This window comes from Rhodococcus sp. P4_F3_2 (assembly GCF_056401335.1).
Map to the genome: position 1 here is coordinate 57706 of NZ_JBFUJN010000023.1, position 20870 is coordinate 78575.

Annotated in this window: 25 protein-coding genes; 12 read left to right on the forward strand and 13 right to left on the reverse strand. The window is 63.1% G+C overall.

The genetic code is table 11. From position 1 onward, the window contains the following. The 8 genes from nuoE to AC1DWA_RS23025 all read right to left on the reverse strand — a co-directional run bounded on the left by nuoE (nt 1) and on the right by AC1DWA_RS23025 (nt 5608). Nucleotides 1–825, reverse strand: a complete 825-nt coding sequence (gene nuoE, locus AC1DWA_RS22990; RefSeq protein ID WP_477845971.1) for an NADH-quinone oxidoreductase subunit NuoE — start codon at nt 823–825, stop codon at nt 1–3. After that, on the reverse strand, nt 822–2153 hold the full coding sequence (nuoD, locus tag AC1DWA_RS22995; RefSeq protein ID WP_019748173.1) for an NADH dehydrogenase (quinone) subunit D: 1332 nt from the start codon (nt 2151–2153) through the stop codon (nt 822–824). Before nuoD ends, nuoE begins: the two co-directional genes overlap by 4 nt. Continuing rightward, nucleotides 2153–2815, reverse strand: a complete 663-nt coding sequence (locus AC1DWA_RS23000; RefSeq protein WP_020907509.1) for an NADH-quinone oxidoreductase subunit C — start codon at nt 2813–2815, stop codon at nt 2153–2155. Before AC1DWA_RS23000 ends, nuoD begins: the two co-directional genes overlap by 1 nt. Further along, nucleotides 2812–3366: a NuoB/complex I 20 kDa subunit family protein gene (locus tag AC1DWA_RS23005; RefSeq protein ID WP_003942234.1), complete on the reverse strand. Its 555-nt coding sequence runs from the start codon at nt 3364–3366 to the stop codon at nt 2812–2814. The genes AC1DWA_RS23000 and AC1DWA_RS23005 overlap by 4 nt, the downstream gene beginning before the upstream one ends. 80 nt (nt 3367–3446) lie before the next feature. Beyond that, entirely contained in the window at nt 3447–3806 is a 360-nt protein-coding gene (locus AC1DWA_RS23010) for an NADH-quinone oxidoreductase subunit A (protein WP_003942165.1), read from the reverse strand. A gap of 228 nt (nt 3807–4034) precedes the next feature. Beyond that, on the reverse strand, nt 4035–4427 hold the full coding sequence (locus AC1DWA_RS23015) for an Rv3143 family two-component system response regulator (RefSeq protein WP_044480360.1): 393 nt from the start codon (nt 4425–4427) through the stop codon (nt 4035–4037). A gap of 180 nt (nt 4428–4607) precedes the next feature. Beyond that, on the reverse strand, nt 4608–5042 hold the full coding sequence (locus AC1DWA_RS23020) for an SRPBCC family protein (protein ID WP_046378469.1): 435 nt from the start codon (nt 5040–5042) through the stop codon (nt 4608–4610). Nucleotides 5043–5128: 86 nt separating this feature from the next. After that, nucleotides 5129–5608: a toxin-antitoxin system HicB family antitoxin gene (locus tag AC1DWA_RS23025; RefSeq protein ID WP_477845972.1), complete on the reverse strand. Its 480-nt coding sequence runs from the start codon at nt 5606–5608 to the stop codon at nt 5129–5131. 154 nt (nt 5609–5762) lie between these two features. Between AC1DWA_RS23025 and thyX the strand changes: the two genes are divergently transcribed. The 6 genes from thyX to AC1DWA_RS23055 all read left to right on the forward strand — a co-directional run bounded on the left by thyX (nt 5763) and on the right by AC1DWA_RS23055 (nt 14079). Continuing rightward, nucleotides 5763–6515 carry an FAD-dependent thymidylate synthase gene (gene thyX, locus AC1DWA_RS23030; RefSeq protein ID WP_477845973.1) on the forward strand — a complete coding sequence of 251 codons (753 nt, stop codon included), beginning with the start codon at nt 5763–5765 and terminating at the stop codon, nt 6513–6515. Between the two features lie 43 nt (nt 6516–6558). Further along, complete coding sequence (dapA, locus tag AC1DWA_RS23035; RefSeq protein ID WP_003942142.1) at nt 6559–7464, forward strand: 4-hydroxy-tetrahydrodipicolinate synthase; 906 nt, start codon at nt 6559–6561, stop codon at nt 7462–7464. Beyond that, nucleotides 7465–9474 carry a ribonuclease J gene (locus AC1DWA_RS23040; RefSeq protein ID WP_019748179.1) on the forward strand — a complete coding sequence of 670 codons (2010 nt, stop codon included), beginning with the start codon at nt 7465–7467 and terminating at the stop codon, nt 9472–9474. It abuts the gene before it with no gap. Nucleotides 9475–9533: 59 nt separating this feature from the next. Beyond that, on the forward strand, nt 9534–10157 hold the full coding sequence (locus AC1DWA_RS23045) for a TIGR03085 family metal-binding protein (RefSeq protein ID WP_003942175.1): 624 nt from the start codon (nt 9534–9536) through the stop codon (nt 10155–10157). A 124-nt stretch (nt 10158–10281) separates the two neighbouring features. Next, nucleotides 10282–13053, forward strand: coding sequence for a DNA translocase FtsK (locus AC1DWA_RS23050; protein ID WP_477917081.1), 2772 nt, complete (start codon nt 10282–10284; stop codon nt 13051–13053). Between the two features lie 45 nt (nt 13054–13098). Then, entirely contained in the window at nt 13099–14079 is a 981-nt protein-coding gene (locus AC1DWA_RS23055; RefSeq protein ID WP_020907516.1) for a TerC family protein, read from the forward strand. Between the two features lie 10 nt (nt 14080–14089). Here the strand turns inward: AC1DWA_RS23055 and AC1DWA_RS23060 are convergent, their stop codons facing one another. Beyond that, a complete protein-coding gene (locus AC1DWA_RS23060; protein WP_019748182.1) occupies nt 14090–14374 on the reverse strand; it encodes a YciI family protein in 285 nt (94 codons plus the stop codon). A 59-nt stretch (nt 14375–14433) separates the two neighbouring features. Continuing rightward, on the reverse strand, nt 14434–14958 hold the full coding sequence (locus AC1DWA_RS23065; protein WP_019748183.1) for an amino-acid N-acetyltransferase: 525 nt from the start codon (nt 14956–14958) through the stop codon (nt 14434–14436). A 120-nt stretch (nt 14959–15078) separates the two neighbouring features. Here AC1DWA_RS23065 and pgsA point away from each other — a divergent pair, with 120 nt between their 5' ends. From pgsA to pspM, 5 genes are all read left to right on the forward strand, one after another. After that, nucleotides 15079–15720 (forward strand): CDP-diacylglycerol--glycerol-3-phosphate 3-phosphatidyltransferase, encoded by a 642-nt coding sequence (gene pgsA / locus AC1DWA_RS23070; protein ID WP_477917083.1) that lies wholly within the window; start codon nt 15079–15081, stop codon nt 15718–15720. After that, nucleotides 15717–16214 carry a CinA family protein gene (locus AC1DWA_RS23075; RefSeq protein ID WP_019748185.1) on the forward strand — a complete coding sequence of 166 codons (498 nt, stop codon included), beginning with the start codon at nt 15717–15719 and terminating at the stop codon, nt 16212–16214. The genes pgsA and AC1DWA_RS23075 overlap by 4 nt, the downstream gene beginning before the upstream one ends. Nucleotides 16215–16304: 90 nt before the next feature. Continuing rightward, nucleotides 16305–16685: a helix-turn-helix domain-containing protein gene (locus AC1DWA_RS23080; protein WP_003942191.1), complete on the forward strand. Its 381-nt coding sequence runs from the start codon at nt 16305–16307 to the stop codon at nt 16683–16685. Between the two features lie 156 nt (nt 16686–16841). Beyond that, nucleotides 16842–17654: a phage shock protein PspA gene (pspA, locus tag AC1DWA_RS23085; protein ID WP_003942098.1), complete on the forward strand. Its 813-nt coding sequence runs from the start codon at nt 16842–16844 to the stop codon at nt 17652–17654. 31 nt (nt 17655–17685) lie between these two features. Further along, nucleotides 17686–18531, forward strand: coding sequence for a phage shock envelope stress response protein PspM (pspM, locus tag AC1DWA_RS23090; RefSeq protein WP_020907518.1), 846 nt, complete (start codon nt 17686–17688; stop codon nt 18529–18531). A gap of 39 nt (nt 18532–18570) precedes the next feature. Here the strand turns inward: pspM and AC1DWA_RS23095 are convergent, their stop codons facing one another. Genes AC1DWA_RS23095 through AC1DWA_RS23105 form a run of 3 tightly spaced genes read right to left on the reverse strand, consistent with a single transcriptional unit; the run spans nt 18571 to nt 20456 of the window. After that, nucleotides 18571–19176: an energy-coupling factor transporter transmembrane component T family protein gene (locus AC1DWA_RS23095; RefSeq protein ID WP_019748187.1), complete on the reverse strand. Its 606-nt coding sequence runs from the start codon at nt 19174–19176 to the stop codon at nt 18571–18573. Continuing rightward, entirely contained in the window at nt 19173–19853 is a 681-nt protein-coding gene (locus AC1DWA_RS23100; RefSeq protein ID WP_070797201.1) for an energy-coupling factor ABC transporter ATP-binding protein, read from the reverse strand. The genes AC1DWA_RS23095 and AC1DWA_RS23100 overlap by 4 nt, the downstream gene beginning before the upstream one ends. 6 nt (nt 19854–19859) lie before the next feature. Further along, nucleotides 19860–20456, reverse strand: coding sequence for a biotin transporter BioY (locus tag AC1DWA_RS23105; RefSeq protein WP_019748189.1), 597 nt, complete (start codon nt 20454–20456; stop codon nt 19860–19862). A gap of 225 nt (nt 20457–20681) precedes the next feature. Between AC1DWA_RS23105 and AC1DWA_RS23110 the strand changes: the two genes are divergently transcribed. Continuing rightward, nucleotides 20682–20870: a hypothetical protein gene (locus AC1DWA_RS23110; RefSeq protein ID WP_019748190.1), complete on the forward strand. Its 189-nt coding sequence runs from the start codon at nt 20682–20684 to the stop codon at nt 20868–20870.

Here is a 20870-nt window from a genome sequence, read left to right on the forward strand (position 1 = left end):
TCACTTCCCTTCGCCGGGAGCGTCGGCCGCGGAAGCCGAGCCGGATGGGTTGTCGTCGAGAGATCGGCTGATACGTAGTCCGGCAAGAGTTGCATCGCCGACGGTCTGCGCTTCGGCTGCCTCGATTCGCGTATCCGGAAAACCAGCCAGAGTGCGCGCAGTCTGCCGGAACGAGCACAGCGTGGCACCGCGATCGGGTGTCACGCGCTCTCCGGCGCGGAGCGCATCGACGAGTGAGCGCGCCGATTCCGGGGTCTGATTGTCGAAGAACTCCCAGTTGATCATCATGACGGGGGCGTAGTCGCACGCCGCATTGCACTCGATGTGTTCGAGGGTGATCTTACCGTCGGACGTCGAGATGGAGTGTCCACCTTCATCTCTGGAGCCTGTCGAGCCCAGATGCTCTTCGAGTGCCGCGAGGATGTCGTCGCCGCCCATGATCGCGCACAGCGTGTTGGTGCAGACTCCGACCAGATACTCACCCGTCGGCCCCCGGCGATACATGGAATAGAAGGTGGAAACTGCGGCGACCTCGGCGCCCGTCAAACCCAGCTTGGCACTGCAGAAATCGATCCCGGCCGGGGTGATGTACCCGTCCTCGGATTGCACGAGATGAAGGAGCGGCAAGAGGGCGGATCGACTGGTGGTCGCGGCGGCGTCAGGCTCACGGTAGCGAGCGATGACGGTTTCGGCGTCGGCGTCGAGTCGGGCGAGTACGTCGGGTGGATAGCTCGATCGTGCGCCAGGGCGTACCAATTGCGTGGGCTCCTCCGGGCGCGGCCCGAGTTCGATGAACACGCGTGACGAGCCGTTCGGGCCGGTCATCGGTCCACTCCGCCCATGACGGGATCGATACTGGCAACCGAAGCGATCACGTCGGACACCATGCCTCCCTCACACATCGCGGCGACCGCTTGAAGGTTGGTGAACGACGGGTCCCGGAAATGGACGCGGTACGGCCGGGTTCCCCCGTCGCTGACCATGTGCACCCCCAGTTCGCCACGCGGAGACTCGACGGCGACGTACACCTGACCTGGCGGCACGCGGATACCCTCGGTGACCAGTTTGAAATGGTGAATCAGACCTTCCATGGAGGACTCCATGATCTTGGCGATGTGCTTCTGCGAGTTGCCGAGGCCATCCGGTCCCACAGCGAGATCGGCAGGCCAGGCGATCTTCTTGTCGTCCACCATGACCGGGCCCGGTTGCAGCTTGTCGAGGCACTGCTCCACGATCTTGAGGGACTCCTTCATCTCCTCGACGCGGATGACGTACCTTCCGTAGCAATCGGATCCGTCGTGTGTCACTACGTCGAACTCGTAGTTCTCGTAGCCGCAGTACGGCTGCGCTCGACGCTGATCGTGGGGGAGACCTGTGGCGCGAAGGACCGGCCCCGTCACCCCGAGCGCCATACAGCCGGTGAGATCGAGATATCCGATTCCCTGGGTACGTGCTTTCCAGATGGAGTTGTCGCTGAGCATCAGTTCGACGTCACGTAACCGTTTCGGTAGGACCTTCAACAATTCCCGAACCTTCGCGACCGACCCGTCGGGTAGATCCTGAGCGAGACCACCAGGCCTGATGTAGGCGTGATTCATCCGCAGTCCGGTGATCGTCTCGAACACGTCCAGAATCAATTCGCGTTCGCGGAATCCGAACAGCATCGCCGTTACGGCGCCGAGTTCCATTCCGCCGGTCGCCAGGGCCACGAGATGTGAGGAGATCCGATTGAGTTCCATCATCATCACGCGAATGACGGTGGCTCGCTCGGGAATGTCGTCGGTGATGTCGAGAAGTTTCTCGACTCCGAGGCAGTACGCGGTTTCGTTGAAGAACGGTGACAGGTAGTCCATTCGAGTAACGAAAGTGACACCCTGCGTCCAGTTCCGGAATTCGAGATTCTTCTCGATTCCGGTGTGCAGGTACCCGATTCCACATCGAGCTTCCACGACCGTCTCACCCTCGATCTCGAGAATGAGGCGCAAGACCCCGTGAGTGGACGGATGCTGTGGGCCCATGTTGACCACGATCCGTTCCGCCTCGCCGGTTCGCTGGCGGGCGGCCGCGGTGACGATGTCGTCCCAGTCCTGACCCGATGCCGTGACGACGGTTTCCGTCGTGGCACCGGAGTTGCTTCCTGTCGTCTCGTTCATCAGTTGTACGACCTACGCTCGTCGGGAGGCGGAGTCTGGGCGCCCTTGTACTCGACCGGGATACCGCCGAGCGGATAGTCCTTCCGCTGGGGGTGGCCTTTCCAGTCGTCGGGCATCTCGATGCGGGTCAGGGCCGGATGACCGTCGAAGACGATCCCGAAGAAGTCGTACGTCTCGCGTTCATGCCAGTCATTGGTCGGGTAGATCCCGACGATCGACGGAATATGCGGATCGGAATCCGGCACAGATACTTCCAGCCTGATTCGGCGGTTGTGCGTAATCGAGGCAAGTGGATACACGGCGTGCAGTTCACGACCGGTGTCCTGCGGGTAGTGCACTCCGTCGACACCCAGGCAGAGCTCGAAGCGAAGGTCCGGTTCGTCGCGCAGTCTTCGCGCAACCTGCGGCAAGTGGGAGCGTTCGACGTGCAGCGTCATCTCGTCTCGAAAGATCACCACACGCTCGACTGCAGCGGCGAAAGTGCCACCCGCGCTGCTCAATGCCGCGTCCAACGAATCCGCGACTGCATCGAAATAACCGCCGAAGGGTCGAGAAGCCTTGTCCTCTAGAGAGATCGGAGGGGCAAGCCTGCTGTAGCCCGAGGTGTCGCCAGTGCCGCGGACCCCGAACATCCCTCTCGCGCCGGTGTTACCCGAGGTCATCGCAGCAGCCCCTTCATGTCGATGGTGGGGGTGGATGCCAGTGCGGCGCGCTCGGCTGCCGCGCGTGCCTCTTCGCGGTTCACGCCGAGGGGCATTTCCTGGATCTTTCGGTGCAGTTCGATGATCGCGTTCAGGAGCATCTCCGGCCGCGGTGGACAGCCGGGCAAGTAGATGTCGACCGGCACGATGTGGTCGACGCCCTGAACCACTGCGTAGTTGTTGAACATTCCGCCGGACGACGCGCATACACCCATGGCCAGAACCCATTTCGGCTCGGCCATCTGGTCGTAGACCTGACGAAGTACCGGGCCCATCTTTTGACTGACCCGCCCGGCCACGATCAGAAGGTCTGCCTGTCGCGGCGACGCGCGGAATGCCTCCATGCCGAACCGCGCCAGGTCGAAGCGACCCGACGTGGTTGCCATCATCTCGATGGCGCAGCACGCGAGCCCGAAGGTGGCAGGCCACAGTGATCCTTTGCGGGCATAACCTGCCAGGCCCTCGACCGTGGTCAGTAGAAATCCGCTGGGGAGCTTTTCTTCGAGACCCATATCCGACTCTTTTCAGTCGTAACAGCTGCGGTGTGACCGGTTTTGTCTGACTCGTGTGTGCTGTTCCTGTGTTCGCTGAGCTAGTCCCAACCGAGACCGCCTCGTCGCCATTCGTATGCGTATGCCACCGAGACGTTGACTATGAAAAGGCCCATCGCCGCGAGGCCGAACAAGCCGAGCGAATCGAAATGCACCGCCCACGGATAGAGGAAAACGATCTCGATGTCGAAGATGATGAACAGCATTGCCGTCAGATAGAACTTGACGGGAAACCGTCCGCCACCAGCGGTACGGGGTGCCGGTTCGATTCCGCATTCGTAGGCTTCGAGTTTCGCCCTGTTGTACCGCTTCGGGCCGACCACGGACGCGAGAACAACCGACACCACAGCGAAGGCCATCGCGATGACCCCGAGAACGAGAATGGGGATGTAAGCGTTCATCTCACCCGAACTCCTCTCCGCTGTGCGGATGTCCGCCTAGCCCGAAGGTGCCGTTAACCCGAAGGTGCCGTTCGATTTCGATACTGCCAGCAATTCGACACTTATGTGACCTGCGACACCCACACTAGGGGAGGCCTCCGACATTGGGTTGATTTTCGAGGTGCCGAGTTTCGCTCTCGAAAGTCCGAAGTAGTCGGCGCCGCAACGAATCACCGCTGCAACGGGTGCTCACCGGCTCAGTTGCCGACGCAGAAGCGCGATGACGGTGGAAGAGAGTTCCATCGGATCTATCGGCTGCGGCACTGAGGCTTCCGCTCGCGACCACGACGCCAGCCACGCATCGTCGGGTCGACCGGTCAGTACGAGGATCGGCGGACAGTCGACGATCTCGTCCTTGAGTTGTTTCGCGACGCCCATGCCGCCCGCCGGACTCGCCTCGCCGTCGAGGATGGCGAGATCGATTCCGCCGGCATCGAGCTTGTCGACGACGATCGGCGCCGTCGCGACCTCGACGTAGTCGATGGTGGGCATCGAAGGATGTGGGCGCTCTCCGAGAGCGAGCCGAACTTGCTCGCGGGTGTGTGCGTCGTCGCTGTAGACGAGGATGCGCACGGGTGCCATGGAGTTGGGCTCTGCGGTCTCGGCGGACACGCGGCCGACGTTACTCCGGGCGGTCCACGGCTACCGGCGAATGTTCAACATCGGCAAGAACTTCCGAGAAATCGCAGCTGGGCTTCACGGCAAACGGCCCCTACCCGGCGATGAACGCCGAAGTAAGGGCCGCCTGAATTGCGTGTGCGCTCAGAAGTTTTCGACGAACTTCGTCAGGCCCTTGCTCGCTGTTTCCAGGGCCGTCTTCTGCGCCTTCTTCACCAGGAAGCCCGGCAGCGGGATCTTGGGATCGATGGTCAGTTCGAAGGTGACTTTGGTTCCACCGTCGGTGGGAGTCAAGACGTACGAGCCGTCCTGCTGGTTCTGCTGGCCGCTCTCGACGAGGGTCCAGGTCACCTTCTCGTCGCCCTCGAAGGTGTAGTCGACTACCTGCTCGTCGTTGATTCCCAGAATGGACACGGCCATGCGAACGCGATGGGGGCGACCGTCGTCGTGGGTGCTCTCGATGGTGATCTTCTTGTGCGCAGACGACCACTCCGGCAGCCGATCGACTGCAGCTACGGCCTTCATCACCGTCGCCGGATCAGCCTTGATCTCGAATTCCTTGACGCCCGAAACGGCCATGAACGTGCTCCTTCTCGCCTTGCGGCAACGGTTCGTGATTACTGCAGTTGCGCAATTAGATCATCGGCGATCAGGGTGGCGTCGAACTAGTCCATGCCGTTCTTGCGCATATGGTCCCGCAATGCGCCCTGAACGGCTTGTGAAACCCACGAGTTGAGGGAGACTCCGTTCTGATTGGCTGCCTCCTCGGCGCGGGCTTTGATCTGCTCCATCATCCTCAACGTCACTCGGCTGATATCGCCGCTGACGTCGTCGAACGAGTAAGTGGAGTCCTTCTTCTCGTCGTCTGCCTTCTCGTTTCCGCCCTCGCCGCCGGTCGAATTCGTCGGGCGGACGACGTCGGTCACGATCTCGTTGCCGTCGAGATTGACCCTGACCTCGCGGCCGTCGAGTTTGGTCCCGATCTCCTTGGCCAACTCCGTCGCCGCGGCCAACAAGACCAGGCGGACCGAGGGTTCGATGGCGGCGGACAACGACGCCGCAATCCGGCGCGTGTGATCGTCGCCGAGTTCGGCTGCGGTGACGAGGTCATTCTGCAGCTTCGCGGTGTACTCCGAAATGTCCATGACACCAGAGTGGCGTCAAAAGTGACGTCAGTCAAGGGTGTGGTGACGTCACTCGATCTCGGGGGAGCGCAGCCGCTATAGAGTTGCCCAGCACCTGAGGCGAACGGCGCCCGGGTTTCGTGCTGGTCGTTTCGTGCTTGTCGAGGAGTGGGTTGTGCCGAACACGGTGTCGCTGAAAGTGCAGTTGGTGGCGAAGTCCGAGTTCTTCCCGCCCGAGGACATTTCGTGGGAGACGGACGCGGACGGCGGCGAAGCGCTCGTCGAGTTCTCCGGCCGAGCCTGCTACCAGAGTTGGTCCAAGCCGAATCCGCGAACCGCAACCAACGCCGGCTATCTGAGGCATCTGCTCGAGGTCGGACACGTTTCGGTGCTAGAGCACGCGACGGTGAGCTTCTACATCACTGGTATCTCGCGCTCGTGCACTCACGAATTGATTCGTCACCGGCACTTCTCGTACTCGCAACTCTCGCAGCGATTCGTTCGCGAGAATGATGCGAACGTTGTCGTGCCTCCCGCGGTCGAAGGTGATCCCGAGCTCGAAGCACTGTTTCTGTCTGCCACCGACGAGAGCCGTCGCGCTTACGGCGAACTGCTGACCGCCCTCGAGGGGAAATTGCAATCAGTGCCCGGTGCCCCGATGCGTGGGAAGCAAGCCAGGCAAGCTGCGCGCTCCGTGCTGCCCAACGCAACCGAGACGCGCTTGGTCGTGACCGGGAACTATCGGGCCTGGCGGCACTTCGTCGAGATGCGCGCCACCGAACATGCCGACGTCGAGATCCGGCGAGTCGCGATCGAGTGCCTACGTCAGCTTCGCGACGTCGCGCCAAATGTGTTCGGGGACTACGAGATTCTCCGCGGAAGCGACGGATCGGAAATCGCCGTCAGTGCATTTGCGGCCGAGTCGTGACTCGTGTGCAGAAGTAAGAGCTGAACCGGGTAACCTTCTGACCATGACCTACGGTGATTCCGCTTCTCTTGTCGAGCGTCCGTTCGGCACCATTTCCGTTGCGATGGTGACCCCGTTCACTGCCGACGGGAAGTTGGACGTCGACGCGGGAGTGCGCCTCGCAGCCCATCTCGTCGACAACGGCTGCGACGGCCTCGTTCTTGCCGGCACGACCGGTGAGTCTCCCACCACCACCGAGTCCGAGAAGCTCGACCTGCTCCGCGCAGTGATCGACGCCGTCGGCAACCGCGCGAAGATCGTTGCAGGCGCCGGGAGCAACGACACCGCCCACAGTGTCGAACTCGCCCGTGACGCGGCTCGCGCCGGAGCGCACGGTCTGCTCGTCGTCACCCCGTACTACTCGCGTCCGCCCCAGGCCGGACTCTTTGCACACTTCACCGCCGTCGCCAACGCGACCGACCTGCCCGTCATGTTGTACGACATTCCGCCCCGCTCCGTCGTCCCCATCGAGACCGAAACGATCCGCCGACTCGCCGAGCACCCGCGGATCAAGGCCGTCAAGGATGCCAAGGGTGACCTCAACGCCGGCGCAGAGTTGATCGGCACCACCGAGCTTCAGTTCTTCTCCGGTGACGACCCGCTGAACCTGCCGTGGCTCGCTGTCGGTGCTACCGGCTTCGTCAGCGTCATCGGCCATCTCGTTCCGGGTCGCCTCCGCGACCTCCACACCGCGTTCGTGTCCGGCGACATCGCCCGCGCACGCGAAATAAACCTCAGTTTGATCCCTGTGATTCGTTCCGTTGCCCGCCTCGGCGGTGTCAGCGCTTCGAAGGCGGGTCTGCGACTCATCGGAATCGATGTCGGAGAACCACGCCTTCCGCAGGTTGCACCCACTAAAGAGCAGATCGACGGTCTTGCCGCCGATCTGCATGCGGCAGGAGTTTTGTAAATGACCCGTCCCCCCCGACGTCGTAGTGCCAGTCGTCAAGCCGGTCCGCCTTCGCCTCCGGCTCCCGAGACGGCCGCGAAGGCCGCACCGGTAGAGGCACCAGCTGCGCCGGCGGCAGAAGCGGCCCCCGCCGCTGCCGCCCCGCCCAAGAAGGCCGCAGCAGCCAAATCTGCAGCGACCAAGTCCGCCGCCACCAAATCTGCTGCACCCAAGAAATCGACCGAAGACAGGTCGCCGCGCAAATCTGCCGGCGGCAACCGTCCGGCAGCGTCGAAGGCGGGCAACGGGCGCGGAAACAAGCGCCCCGAGAACCGTCCGGCCGTCGATCCCACCGGTCGCCTCGGAACACCCCCGAAGGCGCCGGCATCAGGTCTGCGCATCGTCGCTCTCGGTGGCATCGGCGAAATCGGTCGCAACATGACGGTGTTCGAGCACCGCGGCAAGTTGCTGATCGTCGACTGCGGTGTGCTGTTCCCCGAGGACCAGCAGCCCGGCGTCGACCTGATCCTCCCGGACTTCCGCTACATCGAAGACCGTATGGACGACGTCGAAGCCGTCATCTTGACTCACGGCCACGAGGACCACATCGGTGCTCTGCCGTTCTTGCTGCGCTTGCGCGCGGACATACCGGTCATCGGCGCGAAGTTCACTCTCGCCCTCGTTGCCGCCAAGTGCCGCGAGCATCGCCTGCGACCGAACCTCGTCGAGGTCGTCGAAGGAAACACCACCACTCACGGCCCGTTCGACTGCGAGTACTTCGCCGTCAACCACTCGATTCCCGACGCGCTCGCAATCGCGATTCGCACCGACGCCGGAGTTGTACTGCACACCGGTGACATCAAGCTCGATCAGCTGCCTCTCGACGGCCGCCTGACCGACCTCGCCGGTTTCTCCCGCCTGGGCGACGAGGGTGTCGACCTGTTCCTCGTGGACTCGACCAACGCCGAGGTCCCGGGATTCGTCACGCCCGAGCGTGAAATCGGGGGAGTGCTCGACAACGTCATCGGCAAGGCGAAGCAGCGCGTCATCGTGGCATCGTTCGCCAGCCACGTGCACCGCATCCAGCAGGTCGTCGACGTTGCCGCTCGGTACAACCGTCGCATCGTCTTCGTCGGCCGCTCGATGGTCCGCAACATGCAGATCGCCCAGGATCTCGGCTACCTCACGGTGCCAGACGGCCTGGTCGTCGACATCGACACCGCCGCCACCCTTCCCGACGATCGCCTCGTTCTCATCTCCACGGGTTCGCAGGGTGAGCCGTTGGCAGCGCTCTCGAGGATGGCGCGCGGCGAACACCGCCAGATCAACATCCGTGCCAACGACCTGGTCGTTCTCGCATCCTCGCTGATTCCGGGTAACGAGAACTCCGTTTTTGCCGTGGTCAACGGCTTGGCCAAGCGCGGTGCCACCGTCGTGACCCAGCAGAGCGCCAAGGTTCACGTCTCGGGCCACGCGTCCGCCGGTGAGCTGCTCTACCTGTACAACGCGGTTCGGCCCACCAACGCCATGCCCGTCCACGGTGAATGGCGCCACTTGCGTGCCAACGCCGCCCTGGCCAAGGCCACCGGCGTTCCGGAAGAGCGCATCGTGCTGGCCGAGGACGGCGTCGTGGTCGACATGGTCGACGGCCTCGCCGAGATCGTGGGACGCGTACCGGTCGGACACGTCTACGTCGACGGTCTGTCCGTCGGCGACGTCGGCGAGCCGACGCTCTCCGATCGCCTCGTACTCGGCGAAGGTGGCTTCATCGCCATCACCATCGTCATCAACGAGTCGACAGGACGCGCAGTCAGCACTCCCGAGGTGTCCGGTCGCGGCTTCTCCGACGATCCGACGGCACTCAAGGCCGCCGCGGATCTCGTGGAATCGGACCTGGCCCGGTTGGCGAGCGAAGGCGTCATCGACGCTCATCGCATCGCGCAGTCCGTGCGCCGCGTCGTCGGACGCTGGGTCGCGGACAAGTACCGCCGCCGTCCGATGATCATTCCGACGGTCATCGCGGTTCCGTAGATTCGGCACAGCAGGTCGCTTCCGCTCGAACCCGGTCCGGTTCGAGTACTTTGGCGAAGGTGACCTTCGCTCATGACGAACGACTCGCCCTGGTGGACAGCATGGTCGAGTTCGGCCCCGATGCTCCGACACTGTGTGGGGAGTGGACCAATCGTGACCTGGCAGCACATCTGATTGTCCGGGAGCGGCGTCTCGACGCCGCTCCCGGAATCATGTTGAGCCCTCTTGCCGGTCACACCGAGAGCGTGCGAAAGGCCGCAGCGGCGCGTCCGTGGGAGGAGATCCTCGACGACGTTCGGAGCGGGCCGCCGCGATGGTCGCCGATGTACTGGCTCGACGCGCAGGTCAACACCACCGAGATGTTCGTTCACCACGAAGACGTACGCCGCGCACATCTGAACTGGGCGCCGCGTCCGTTGTCGGAGGGTCGGCAGGCTCAGCTGTGGAAGTACGCACGCCAGATCGGCAAGATGGGCTACCGCAAGGCCGCTGTCGAGGTAATTTTCGAACTTCCCTCCGGCGAGAGTGCGGTCGTCCATAAATCCGGCTCTCGCAGTGTTGTCTTGCAGGGCGAACCCGCCGAGTTGCTGCTGCACGCTTTCGGTCGCAACGAAGTGAAGATCGAAGCCAAAGGTGAACTGGCCGACGTCCAATCCGTGATGGCGCTCGATCGCAGTTTCTGATTGCCTTTTTCAACCTGAGTGGCGCTCGACCGACGGGTTGCGAAGATCACGTTTCGCACTCGCGACCAGTGTTGCTGGTGTTGCGGATGGTCCAGATGGGGTCGCACAGACTAGCCTGAACTCCATGGCAGGTAAGTCGAGCGCCCGGGGATCCAGTACAAGCACGTCCACGTCCAGGGCATCGACCAGGTCGTCAGCCTCCACTCCGAGTGCGCGCACGACCGCAAAACCTCGCACCTCCCGCACCACACGGACCGTGTCGACTCCTCGGAACGTCACGACTTCGGCCAGGGCTGGTGGGCGCCCGGCCTCGGGCAAAGGCTCCAAGCCAGCGCCCAAGAAGGCCTCCGGTACGTCGTCATCCGCGCGCCGCCCGGTATCGAAAACGTCTCAGCGGGCCAGTCCGTTGGCGGCCGTCGGCAAGGGAATCGGAGCCGGGTGGTCCCTGGCTGCCCGCGGCGTCGGCGCCACCACACGCACCGTCAGTAAGGTCGGCGAGATCGAAGCCGGCCACCGCCGCGACGGAATAGCGCTCGGCCTGATCGCATTCAGCGTCGTCATCGCCGGCGGCGTCTGGTTCAAGGCCGGTGGTCCGATCGGCGGCGGCATCGACACCCTTGTGCGCGCTATCTTCGGCGCGGCCTCGGCCGTGCTCCCCATCGTCGGCGTCGGCCTCGCGATCCTGTTGATGCGCACAGAACCGAAACCTGAGATCCGCCCCCGACTGATCATGGGATCGTTGCTGGTCGGTCTGCCGGCGCTCGGCCTCTGGCACATCATCTCGGGTTCACCGACAGACTCCACCGGTCGCTYCAACGGAGCAGGGTTCGTCGGGTACGTCGTGGGCGGCCCGCTCACCAACGGGCTCACCGTCTGGCTGTCTGCGCCGCTGCTGGTCATCGCCGCCGGATTCGGAATCCTCCTTCTGACCGGAACCACATTGCGTGAGGTGCCGAGCAAGTTCCAGTCCTTCTTCGGTGCCTCGTATCGCTCGGACGAATACGGCGACTACGGATCCGAATTCGACGAGGACGGCGAGCACCACTACGGCGAATCTGCTTACGATCCTTCACTGTTCGACGCCGACGGCTACCCGGTCGACACCTACGCCGAGCCACCGCTCAAGCCCGCCAAGCGGACCAGCCGACGCGCACCGATCGACAACTACCCGACGGACGAGTTCGAATCCGGCGACAAGAAGACCGAAGTACTCGGTCTGTGGAACGCCGACGACACCGCAGTACCCGACGAGCCCGTCGTGGCTGCTGCCGCGCCCGTCGTGGAGACTCCGGCGCCGCGCCCCAAGGTGCCGGCCCGTTCCGTCCCTATCGCCAAGCCTGTGCCGAAACCCGAACCGGAGCCGGAGGAGAAGGAACACTTCGTCACCGATCGGGTCACCGACGGCGACTACAACCTCCCTCCGACGACGTTGCTGATCGAAGGGGACCCGCCCAAGCTCCGCAGTTCTGCGAACGACGCGATGATCGAAGCGATCAGCGAGGTCCTCGAACAGTTCAAGATCGACGCCGCCGTTACCGGATTCACCCGAGGCCCGACAGTGACGCGGTACGAGGTCGAACTCGGCCCGGGCGTCAAGGTCGAGAAGATCACCGCGCTCGCCCGCAACATCGCCTATGCAGTGGCTACCGACAACGTCCGTCTCCTGGCCCCCATTCCGGGTAAGTCCGCCGTGGGCATCGAGGTACCGAACTCCGACCGCGAAATGGTTCGCCTCGCCGACGTGCTGAACGCGCCGAGCACCCGACGCGATCACCATCCACTGGTGATCGGTCTGGGCAAGGACATCGAAGGTGACTTCGTCAGTGCCAACCTCGCGAAGATGCCCCACCTTCTGGTGGCAGGTTCGACCGGCTCGGGTAAGTCGAGCTTCGTGAACTCGATGCTCGTCTCGTTGCTCACCCGAGCAACGCCGGAAGAAGTACGGATGATCCTCATCGACCCGAAGATGGTCGAGCTCACGCCGTACGAAGGTATCCCGCACCTGATCACGCCGATCATCACTCAGCCGAAGAAGGCCGCGGCAGCGCTGGCCTGGTTGGTCGAGGAGATGGAACAGCGTTACCAGGACATGCAGGCCAACCGGGTGCGTCATATCGACGACTTCAACTCCAAGGTCAAGTCCGGCGAAATCACCGCCCCGCTGGGCAGCGAGCGCGTCTACCGTCCGTACCCGTACATCCTGGCAATCGTGGACGAGCTGGCCGACCTCATGATGACCGCTCCCCGCGACGTCGAAGAAGCGATCGTCCGCATCACGCAGAAAGCCCGTGCTGCCGGTATCCACCTGGTGCTGGCAACGCAGCGCCCGTCCGTCGACGTCGTCACCGGCCTGATCAAGACCAACGTGCCGTCTCGTCTGGCGTTCGCGACGTCTTCACTGACGGACTCGCGAGTCATCCTCGATCAGCCAGGCGCCGAGAAGCTCATCGGTATGGGTGACGGCCTCTTCCTGCCCATGGGTGCGGGTAAGCCGACCCGTATGCAGGGCGCGTTCATCACCGACGAAGAAATCTCGGCGGTCGTCGACTTCGCAAAGAACCAGGCGGAGCCCGAGTACACCGAAGGTGTCACCGCGCAGAAGGCCGGGGAGAAGAAAGACGTCGACCCCGACATCGGCGACGACATGGATGTCCTCTTGCAGGCCGTGGAATTGGTGATCACCAGCCAGTTCGGTTCGACGTCGATGCTTCAGCGCAAGCTGCGAGTCGGGTTCGCCAAGGCCGGCCGACTGATGGACCTCATGGAAAATCGTGGCGTCGTCGGACCCAGCGAGGGCTCGAAGGCCCGCGAGGTACTCATGAAGCCTGAGGAACTCGACGGTCTGCTGTGGTCGATTCGCGGCGGGGACCCGGATGAGGCACCCGCAGACGAGTAGGGACACCTCGGCGGACAAGCCGTCGACAGACGACCGGAGGAACCCGTGCATGTGACGCCGTTGGCTTGGGGAATCACGATCGTGGTGATCCTCGGCCTGTTCGTCTTCGACTTCTTCGCCCACGTCCGCACTCCGCATGCGCCGACCTTCCGGGAGTCCGCATTCTGGTCGACGGTCTACATTTCGATCGCCATCGTCTTCGGCCTCGTCGTGATGTGGATCTGGGGCACCACGTACGGCGGTGAGTACTTCGCCGGCTATGTCACGGAAAAGGCGCTCTCGGTCGACAATCTGTTCGTCTTCGTGATCATCATGTCGACCTTCGCGGTGCCACGAGAGTTCCAGCAGAAGGTTTTGCTGATCGGCATCGTCCTCGCGTTGGTGATGCGCGGAATCTTCATCGGTGTCGGTGCCGCCGCCATCAACGCATACAGCTGGGTGTTCTACCTCTTCGGTGCGTTCTTGATCTACACCGCGTACACCCTGATCCGCGATCACGGGCATGAGAAGGAAGCCGAGGAGAAGCGCGACAGTCGCATCATCTCGCTCGTGAAACGGGTGCTGCCGACTACCGAGGAATACGACGGCGACAAGTTGATCACCCGGATCGACGGCAGGCGCGTCGTGACTCCGTTGTTGTTGGCGCTCATCGCAATCGGCTTTGCCGACGTGCTCTTCGCGCTCGATTCGATTCCGGCGATCTACGGTCTGACTCAGGAACCGTATCTGGTGTTCACCGCCAACGCCTTCGCGCTGATGGGCCTACGGCAGCTGTACTTCCTGATCGGCGGGTTGCTCGAACGGCTGGTCTATCTCTCGTACGGGCTCTCGATAATCTTGGCGTTCATCGGTGTGAAACTGGTACTTCACGCGTTGCACGAGAACACCCTCTCGTTCGTCAACGGAGGTGAACACGTCTCCGTGCCGGAGATCTCCACGGCACTCTCACTCGGAGTGATCATCGGAGTATTGGCGGTGACGACGGTCGCGAGCCTGTTGAAGACTCGCGACCGGGCCGGGGAGTAGGCCGACGCTCTCAGGCGCTGAACTGACCCAACACCGGAACCCACTCGGTGATCCGGACCTTCTCGATCAAATCGGCGATCGCGAACGGATCGTGGGTGAAGAGGAGTGAAACGGTGTCGGCGTCAGCGGCGTCGACGATGATCAGCGCGCCGTTTCCATCTGCAAACGGGCCAGATGACAGAACGATCGAGCGGGAAACCAGATCCGCGAGCCAGGCGCGGTGATCGCTGCGGACTTCGTCGCGCTGAGGGGTCTTCTCGGGTGCGTAGGTGTATTCGACGAGGAACAACGACATCGTGAACCGCTTTCGGAGGCTGGTGATCGAGACAGGTGTCTTTGAAGAGTCTGAACGGTTCAGAGAGTCAGGAGCATGCGAGTATTGCCGAGTGTGTTGGGTTTCACATAGCTCAGATCGAGGAACTCGGCGACGCCGGCGTCGTAGGACCGACACATTTCCGCATAGACCTCGGCGGTGACGGGAGTGCCGTCGATCTCCGCGAATCCGTGACGGTGGAAGAACTCGGTCTCGAACGTCAAAACGAACAACCGTTCCAACTCCAATTCCTTGGCGACCTCGATGAGTTTGTCGACCACGTGGAAACCTGCGCCCTGCCCTTTCGCAGTCGGATCGACTGCGACGGTGCGGATCTCACCCAGGTCCGCCCACAGCACATGCAGTGCGCCGCAAGCGATTACCTGGTCGCCCCGCTCGGCGACCCAGAACTCCTGGACTGCCTCGTACAGCGTCACGAGATTCTTCTCGAGGAGGATCTTGCCGGCGTAGATGTCGATCAGACGCTTGATTTCGGGGATGTCCGACGTTCGCGCGCGACGCACGATCAACTGGCTCTCGGTATAGGTCGGCGCGGTCGAAGTCATGTGGTGCACATTAGTCAATGGCCCTACCGATATTCTAAGTCGCGTGCCTGTCCGCCCCACGCAATTCCCGCGCCGCTCGGCTGTATCCCGGGTTCGGCTCACCGCCTGTGCGGTGATCCGATGAGTACCCCGCGCGATCAGACCGACGCCCATCGCGCCGCCGTCGGCCCGTCCGACGGCACACCTGTCGCGGACAACCCGGTTCCGTTGCTGAACATCGCGAACATTCTCACGATGGTCCGGATGGTTCTCGTTCCGGTGTTTATCGTTGTTCTGTTCGTCGACGGCGGACACTCGACGTGGTGGCGTCTCGGGGCGATGGGCGTGTTCATCGTCGCCGCGATCACGGATCGGATCGACGGCCAATTGGCTCGGAAGTACGGTCTGGTCACCGATTTCGGCAAACTCATGGACCCGATCGCGGACAAGGCGCTGATCGGAGCCGCGCTGATCGGGCTCTCGGTTCTCGGCGATCTGTCGTGGTGGGTGACCGGAGYGATCATCGCCAGGGAACTCGGAATCACGCTGCTGCGGTTCGCGGTTCTGCGGCACGCGGTCATCCCGGCGGGCAAGGGCGGCAAGCTCAAGACCCTCGTGCAGGCCGTTGCGATCGGGTTCTACCTCTGCCCGCTGCCGAGCAGTTGGGACATCGTCAGCGGGCTGCTGATGGCTGCTGCCGTCGTGCTGACGGTGGCGACGGGAATCGAATACATCGTGCAGGCGATCAGGCTTCGCGCCGGAGTTCGCGCAGTCGAGTCATGACCGATCCGCTGCTCGGACTCGGAGTTGTCGAACTTGTCGAGGCCCTCGGCGCCGCGAAGCAGACTGTCGCCGCCGCCGAATCTCTGACAGCAGGGTTGTTCACGGCTGCAGTCGCGTCGGTGCCGGGGTCGAGCGCGGTGTTGCGCGGGGGCCTGGTCGTGTACGCGACCGACCTGAAAGCAACACTGGCTGGTGTGGATCCAGGCCGCCTGGCAACGGACGGCCCCGTGTCCGAGAGCACGGCGGTGGCATTGGCGCTCGGTGCCCGGACGAAGTGCGGTGCGGACTGGGGTATCGGTCTGACCGGAGTCGCCGGTCCGAGTGAGCAGGACGGACACCCGGTCGGAACAGTGTTTCTCGGTATCGCCGGCCCTGACGGAACCGAATGCGAACCGCTCGCGCTCGGCGGCGAACGGTGGGAGATTCGGACAACCGCGGTCGCGACTGCCGTGTCGCGGTTGCGTGATCGTGTCGTAGAGCGTGCGGCACGATAGGCTCGGGAACCAATCGGATGTGTTCGGACGTTGACGATTGTGAAGACGTACGACCATGCACGATGAGGTCACGGATGAAGGAGGAGCGAGATGGCGCTGCTATTGCGTGAGGCAATCGGTGACAGTCTCCGGCGTACGCGCGTTTCGCAGAGCCGCACGCTACGTGAGGTGTCGAACAGCGCGCGTGTGAGCTTGGGCTATCTGTCCGAAGTGGAACGTGGACGTAAGGAAGCATCGAGCGAATTGTTGGCGGCGATCTGTGATGCGCTCGCAGTCCCACTGTCCGACGTGCTGGTCGACGTGAGCGAGACCCTGGCCACGAAGAAGAGCGCTCCGGTAGCTGGTCGGCAGGTTGCCGAACCTGCCGTGTCGGCTTCCGGCTCTGTCTCGGCTTCCGGTTCGCCGACTATCGCACGCGATACCCGCGTCGTGATTCCGGCACCGAACGCTCGAAGGTTGGCGGCGGCGTAGCCACTACCGGCCGTAACCGATAGATTTTGTACGTAACCGCCGGTTTCCAGCAGGTGGGGTCAGAGCAGATAGGGCGCAGCCCTTGTTTCGGTGCGCGACGGTCGCGCTCCGGGTCGCGTTCGGCGCGGCGCATCAGATGGAGGCAGGATCAAACCAATGGCTAATCCTTTCGTCAAGGGCTGGAAGTACCTGATGGCGCTCTTCAATTCGAAGATCGATGAGAAGGCAGATCCAAAGGTTCAGATTCAGCAGGCGATCGAGGACGCACAGCGCCAGCATCAGGCGTTGTCCCAGCAGGCTGCGTCGGTGATCGGTAATCAGCGTCAACTCGAGATGAAGCTCAGCCGTCAACTCGACGAGGTCGAAAAGCTCAACGCCAACGCGCGCCAGGCAGTCAACCTCGCCGATCAGGCCGCTGCTGCCGGCGACAACGACAAGGCGATTCAGTACACCAACGCTGCAGAAGCTTTTGCGGCCCAGTTGGTGACGGCCGAGCAGGGCGTCGAGGATCTGAAGGCACTGCACGACCAGTCCTTGCAGGCAGCTGCTCAGGCCAAGAAGGCCGTCGAGCAGAACGCGATGACTCTGCAGGCAAAGGTTGCCGAGCGCACCAAGCTGCTCAGCCAGCTCGAGCAGGCCAAGATGCAGGAGCGCGTGAGCGAGTCCCTTCGTTCCATGGACAGCACGCTGTCGGCTCCAGGCAACACACCCAGCCTCGATGCTGTGCGCGACAAGATCGAACGTCGCTACGCTGACGCACTCGGCTCTGCCGAGCTCGCCCAGAACTCCGTTCAGGGCCGCATGATGGAGGTCCAGCAGGCCTCGGTCCAGATGGCAGGGCACAGTCGCCTCGAGCAGATTCGGGCATCCATGAAGGGCGAGGCGCTGCCGTCCGGCGGCGCAGCAGCCACTCCCGCGACTCCGTCCGTCGAGAAGCAGCCCCCGGCTGCCGGTCAGACCGGGCAGTAGCCGAATCCTCGATGTCGGCAGTGATGCTCTGATGTTTTCTTCACGAGACGGTCGATCTGGGCGTGAGCCCCGGTCGGCCGTTCCCGTTTCCGTATCCGGCGCTTTCGGAGCCTTGGGACGCACCGCGGATACATTGCGCGAGGTCGGGCTTTCGGCGGCGGATGCCGCTCGGCGGTGGCAGGACCCGCGGGCCAAGTTCGAGCGCAAGCGTGCCCGCGCGCGCCGACGCGCTCAGCGTTGGGGTTTCATGTCCGGGGGATCCGTGGTCGGCACGGCCGGCCTCGCCGTCGCGTCGGCTCCCGAGTGGTCGGTGGTCGTGGCAGGCGGGGGAGCGGCACTGTTCGCGGTTCCCGCCGTGATCGCGGTCGGCCGCTACCGTTCGATGAGTTCCGGCCCACCGCCGTCCGCGCCGATTCGCCGGCGATTGCCACCGTCGTCGTCTCGCGCGTTCATCCCGATGTCGCGCCTCATCGGCGCCGAGACTTCGCTGTTCGAGATCTTGAGTGTGCTCAGACGCGCCGACACCATCGACCCCGGTGAGTTGGACGAAATCACTGTTACCGCCGATTCGGCACTGAGAGCGATGTTCGCGGTGTCTTCGGATGTCGTCGCGATGGAACGCGCCGTGGCCGCGACGCCGAAGGTAACCGAACCTCTTGATCCCACCATCGACGGCGCAGTCCGTGAGTTGCAGTCGGGGTTGGATCAGTACGAGGATCTGGTGACTTCGGCAGCTGCTCTGACAGCGCCTCACAGCCCGTCGGCGCTCGTGGGATTCAACCGCGAGCTTTCGGCGCTGCACGCGGCCGCCGAGCGGCTCTCGGCGCTTGCCGACGCCATCGGCGAGGTGGACGACATCACCCGCAAGTACAACTGATCGGCCCTCGCGCCGGGTCAATGCTCCCTGTTCGACGTCTCAGTCGTCGGCGCCGCGGGCCGCCAATGCTTCACCCATTGCGTCCGCGGTCATCAGGGTGCCGACGATGACCGGCACTGCGAAGGATCGCAGCGAGAATCCGAGCCCTCGCGCCTTGCGTGCCTCGGACACCTGTGTGATGACCTCGAACATCAGCGGGATACACCGGATCGTCATTGCGAGGAGCAAGGCGATCCGTTCGGGATTGACGCCGAAGCGTCGCAAGGGTGTCAGGAATCTGGTGATCGCGTCGAGCATCTCGGAGATCCGTGTGGTCAGACCCATGATCGCCGCGAAGGCGATCGAAATGATCAGAACCCCGCAAACGACGGCCGCTCGCTGCCATCCCGCGACTACCAGCTGGAACGCCCCGATGAAGAGCAACATCCACAGCGCTGGACGCAGCTGCCGGATTGCAGTCATCGGAGGAATGCGCGCAATCGCGTACAGGGCCACAACGACGATCGTGGGAGCTGCCAGTTGCCACGGCTCACGCACGAAGATCGAGACGGCGAGGATGGCCACGACCAAGGCGAAGAGCTTGATCCCCGTCGGCATCCGGTGCAGGAGTGAGCAGCCCGGTCTGTAGACGCCGAGAGTGGTCACGAGACCAACGACCGGTAGTGATCGATGGAGTCGGCGGGGGAGCCGTCAGCGACGACGCGGCCTTGGTCGACGACCAACACCCGTTCGAAGGATTCGAGGAGATCGAGTTGGTGGGTCACGACGATAAGTTGCTGATCGAGTGACTCGAATACCGAACTGATCAGCCGAGAGTTGCGAAGGTCGAGGAGCGTGGTGGGTTCGTCGGCGACGAGTACGTTCGGTTCCGTCACCATGATGGCCGCGAGCGCGAGGAGCTGTTTCTGCCCGCCGGAAAGCTGGTGTGTGGGATGGTCGGCGTGCCCGGCGAGGCCGTAGCGTTCGAGCACCGAGGCCACCTTTGCGGCGCGCTCGGCTTTGCCCAATCCGCTACGGCGGAGCGAGAATTCGATGTCCTCGGCAACCGTCGGCATCACGATCTGGTGGTTGGGATCGGTGAAGACGAATCCGACCTGCTTGCGTACGTCGCGGCCCTTCTTCGCCGTGTCCAAGCCGTTGACGTGGACGCGTCCTTCCGTTGGAACGACCAGTCCGTTGATCATGCGAGCGAGGGTCGACTTGCCGCTTCCGTTCGCACCCACGATTCCGATTCGCTGCTCGCTCAGTCGCAGATTTATCTGCTGCAGGACCGTTCGTTCACCGAAGCTGTGTCCGACGTTCTCGAAGACGATCTCACTCATCGGAGATTAATTCGCCACCACGGTCTTGTTCGACGAGATCACCGAGTCGCGCAGTAGTGCCGGGTATGCCCGATGGACCTGGGACGCGACCAACGCGGTGACGACCGCTTTTGCGGCGTCGAGAGGAATGAAGGCGGCGTTGGCCGACCATGCGGCAACGAAGCTCATGTGTCCGCGGACCATCATTCCGACGATGCCGAACGCGTAGAGAATGACGACGCCGCCGAGAAGGTTGATGCCGATGCCCGCGATGATCCGGTACTTGGGCAGCATCTTGGCAGTCAGCCATCCGATGACAAACGCCGTCGGGATCCAACCGATGAGGAATCCGGCCGTCGGGCTGGAGAGGGACACGAGTGCGGTGCGACCGCCGGCAAGGACCGGTAGCCCGACCAATCCCAGGGCAATGACCGTCAGGACGGCGAGAACACCCTTGCGCGGTCCGAGTAGAGCGCCGGCCATCATGACGCCCATGGACTGAAGTGTGATCGGTACACCGGAGATGCCGATGTTGATCGACCCGGGGAGGCCCAGCGCGATGATGAGTGCGGCGAAGACGGCTACATGCGCGAGATCGCGAGCGGGGAAACGGGTCGTAGACACTGCGGACGTGCTCCTTCGGCATACGGGATCGAACTTCGCGAGTTTACGCCAGGAGCAAGCTCCGATGGGTTGGACACCTGACCTGCGTGAGGGCCGGTCTCGGGGTGAACCCTGATCTTTACCTGAACTTGCCGCTGAGCTGCTGCTTTGTCACGCCAGACCTGTCAGGCTGGTTCTACGGACGACGCAGCACCTGTCCGATTCGACTGAATATTCAACGGCACGTTGGAGGCAAGCATGTTTTGGAAGATCGTTTTGGCCGTCGTACTGGTGTGGGTCGCACTCGCGGTGGTCGGTGCGCTGATCAAGGGGCTTTTCTGGGTTCTGGTGGTCGGCGCTGTCGGCTTCGGAATCTATTTCCTGGTGAAGGCGATGTCGGGAAGTGACGACAATTCGCCCGCTTCGCGGTTCTGA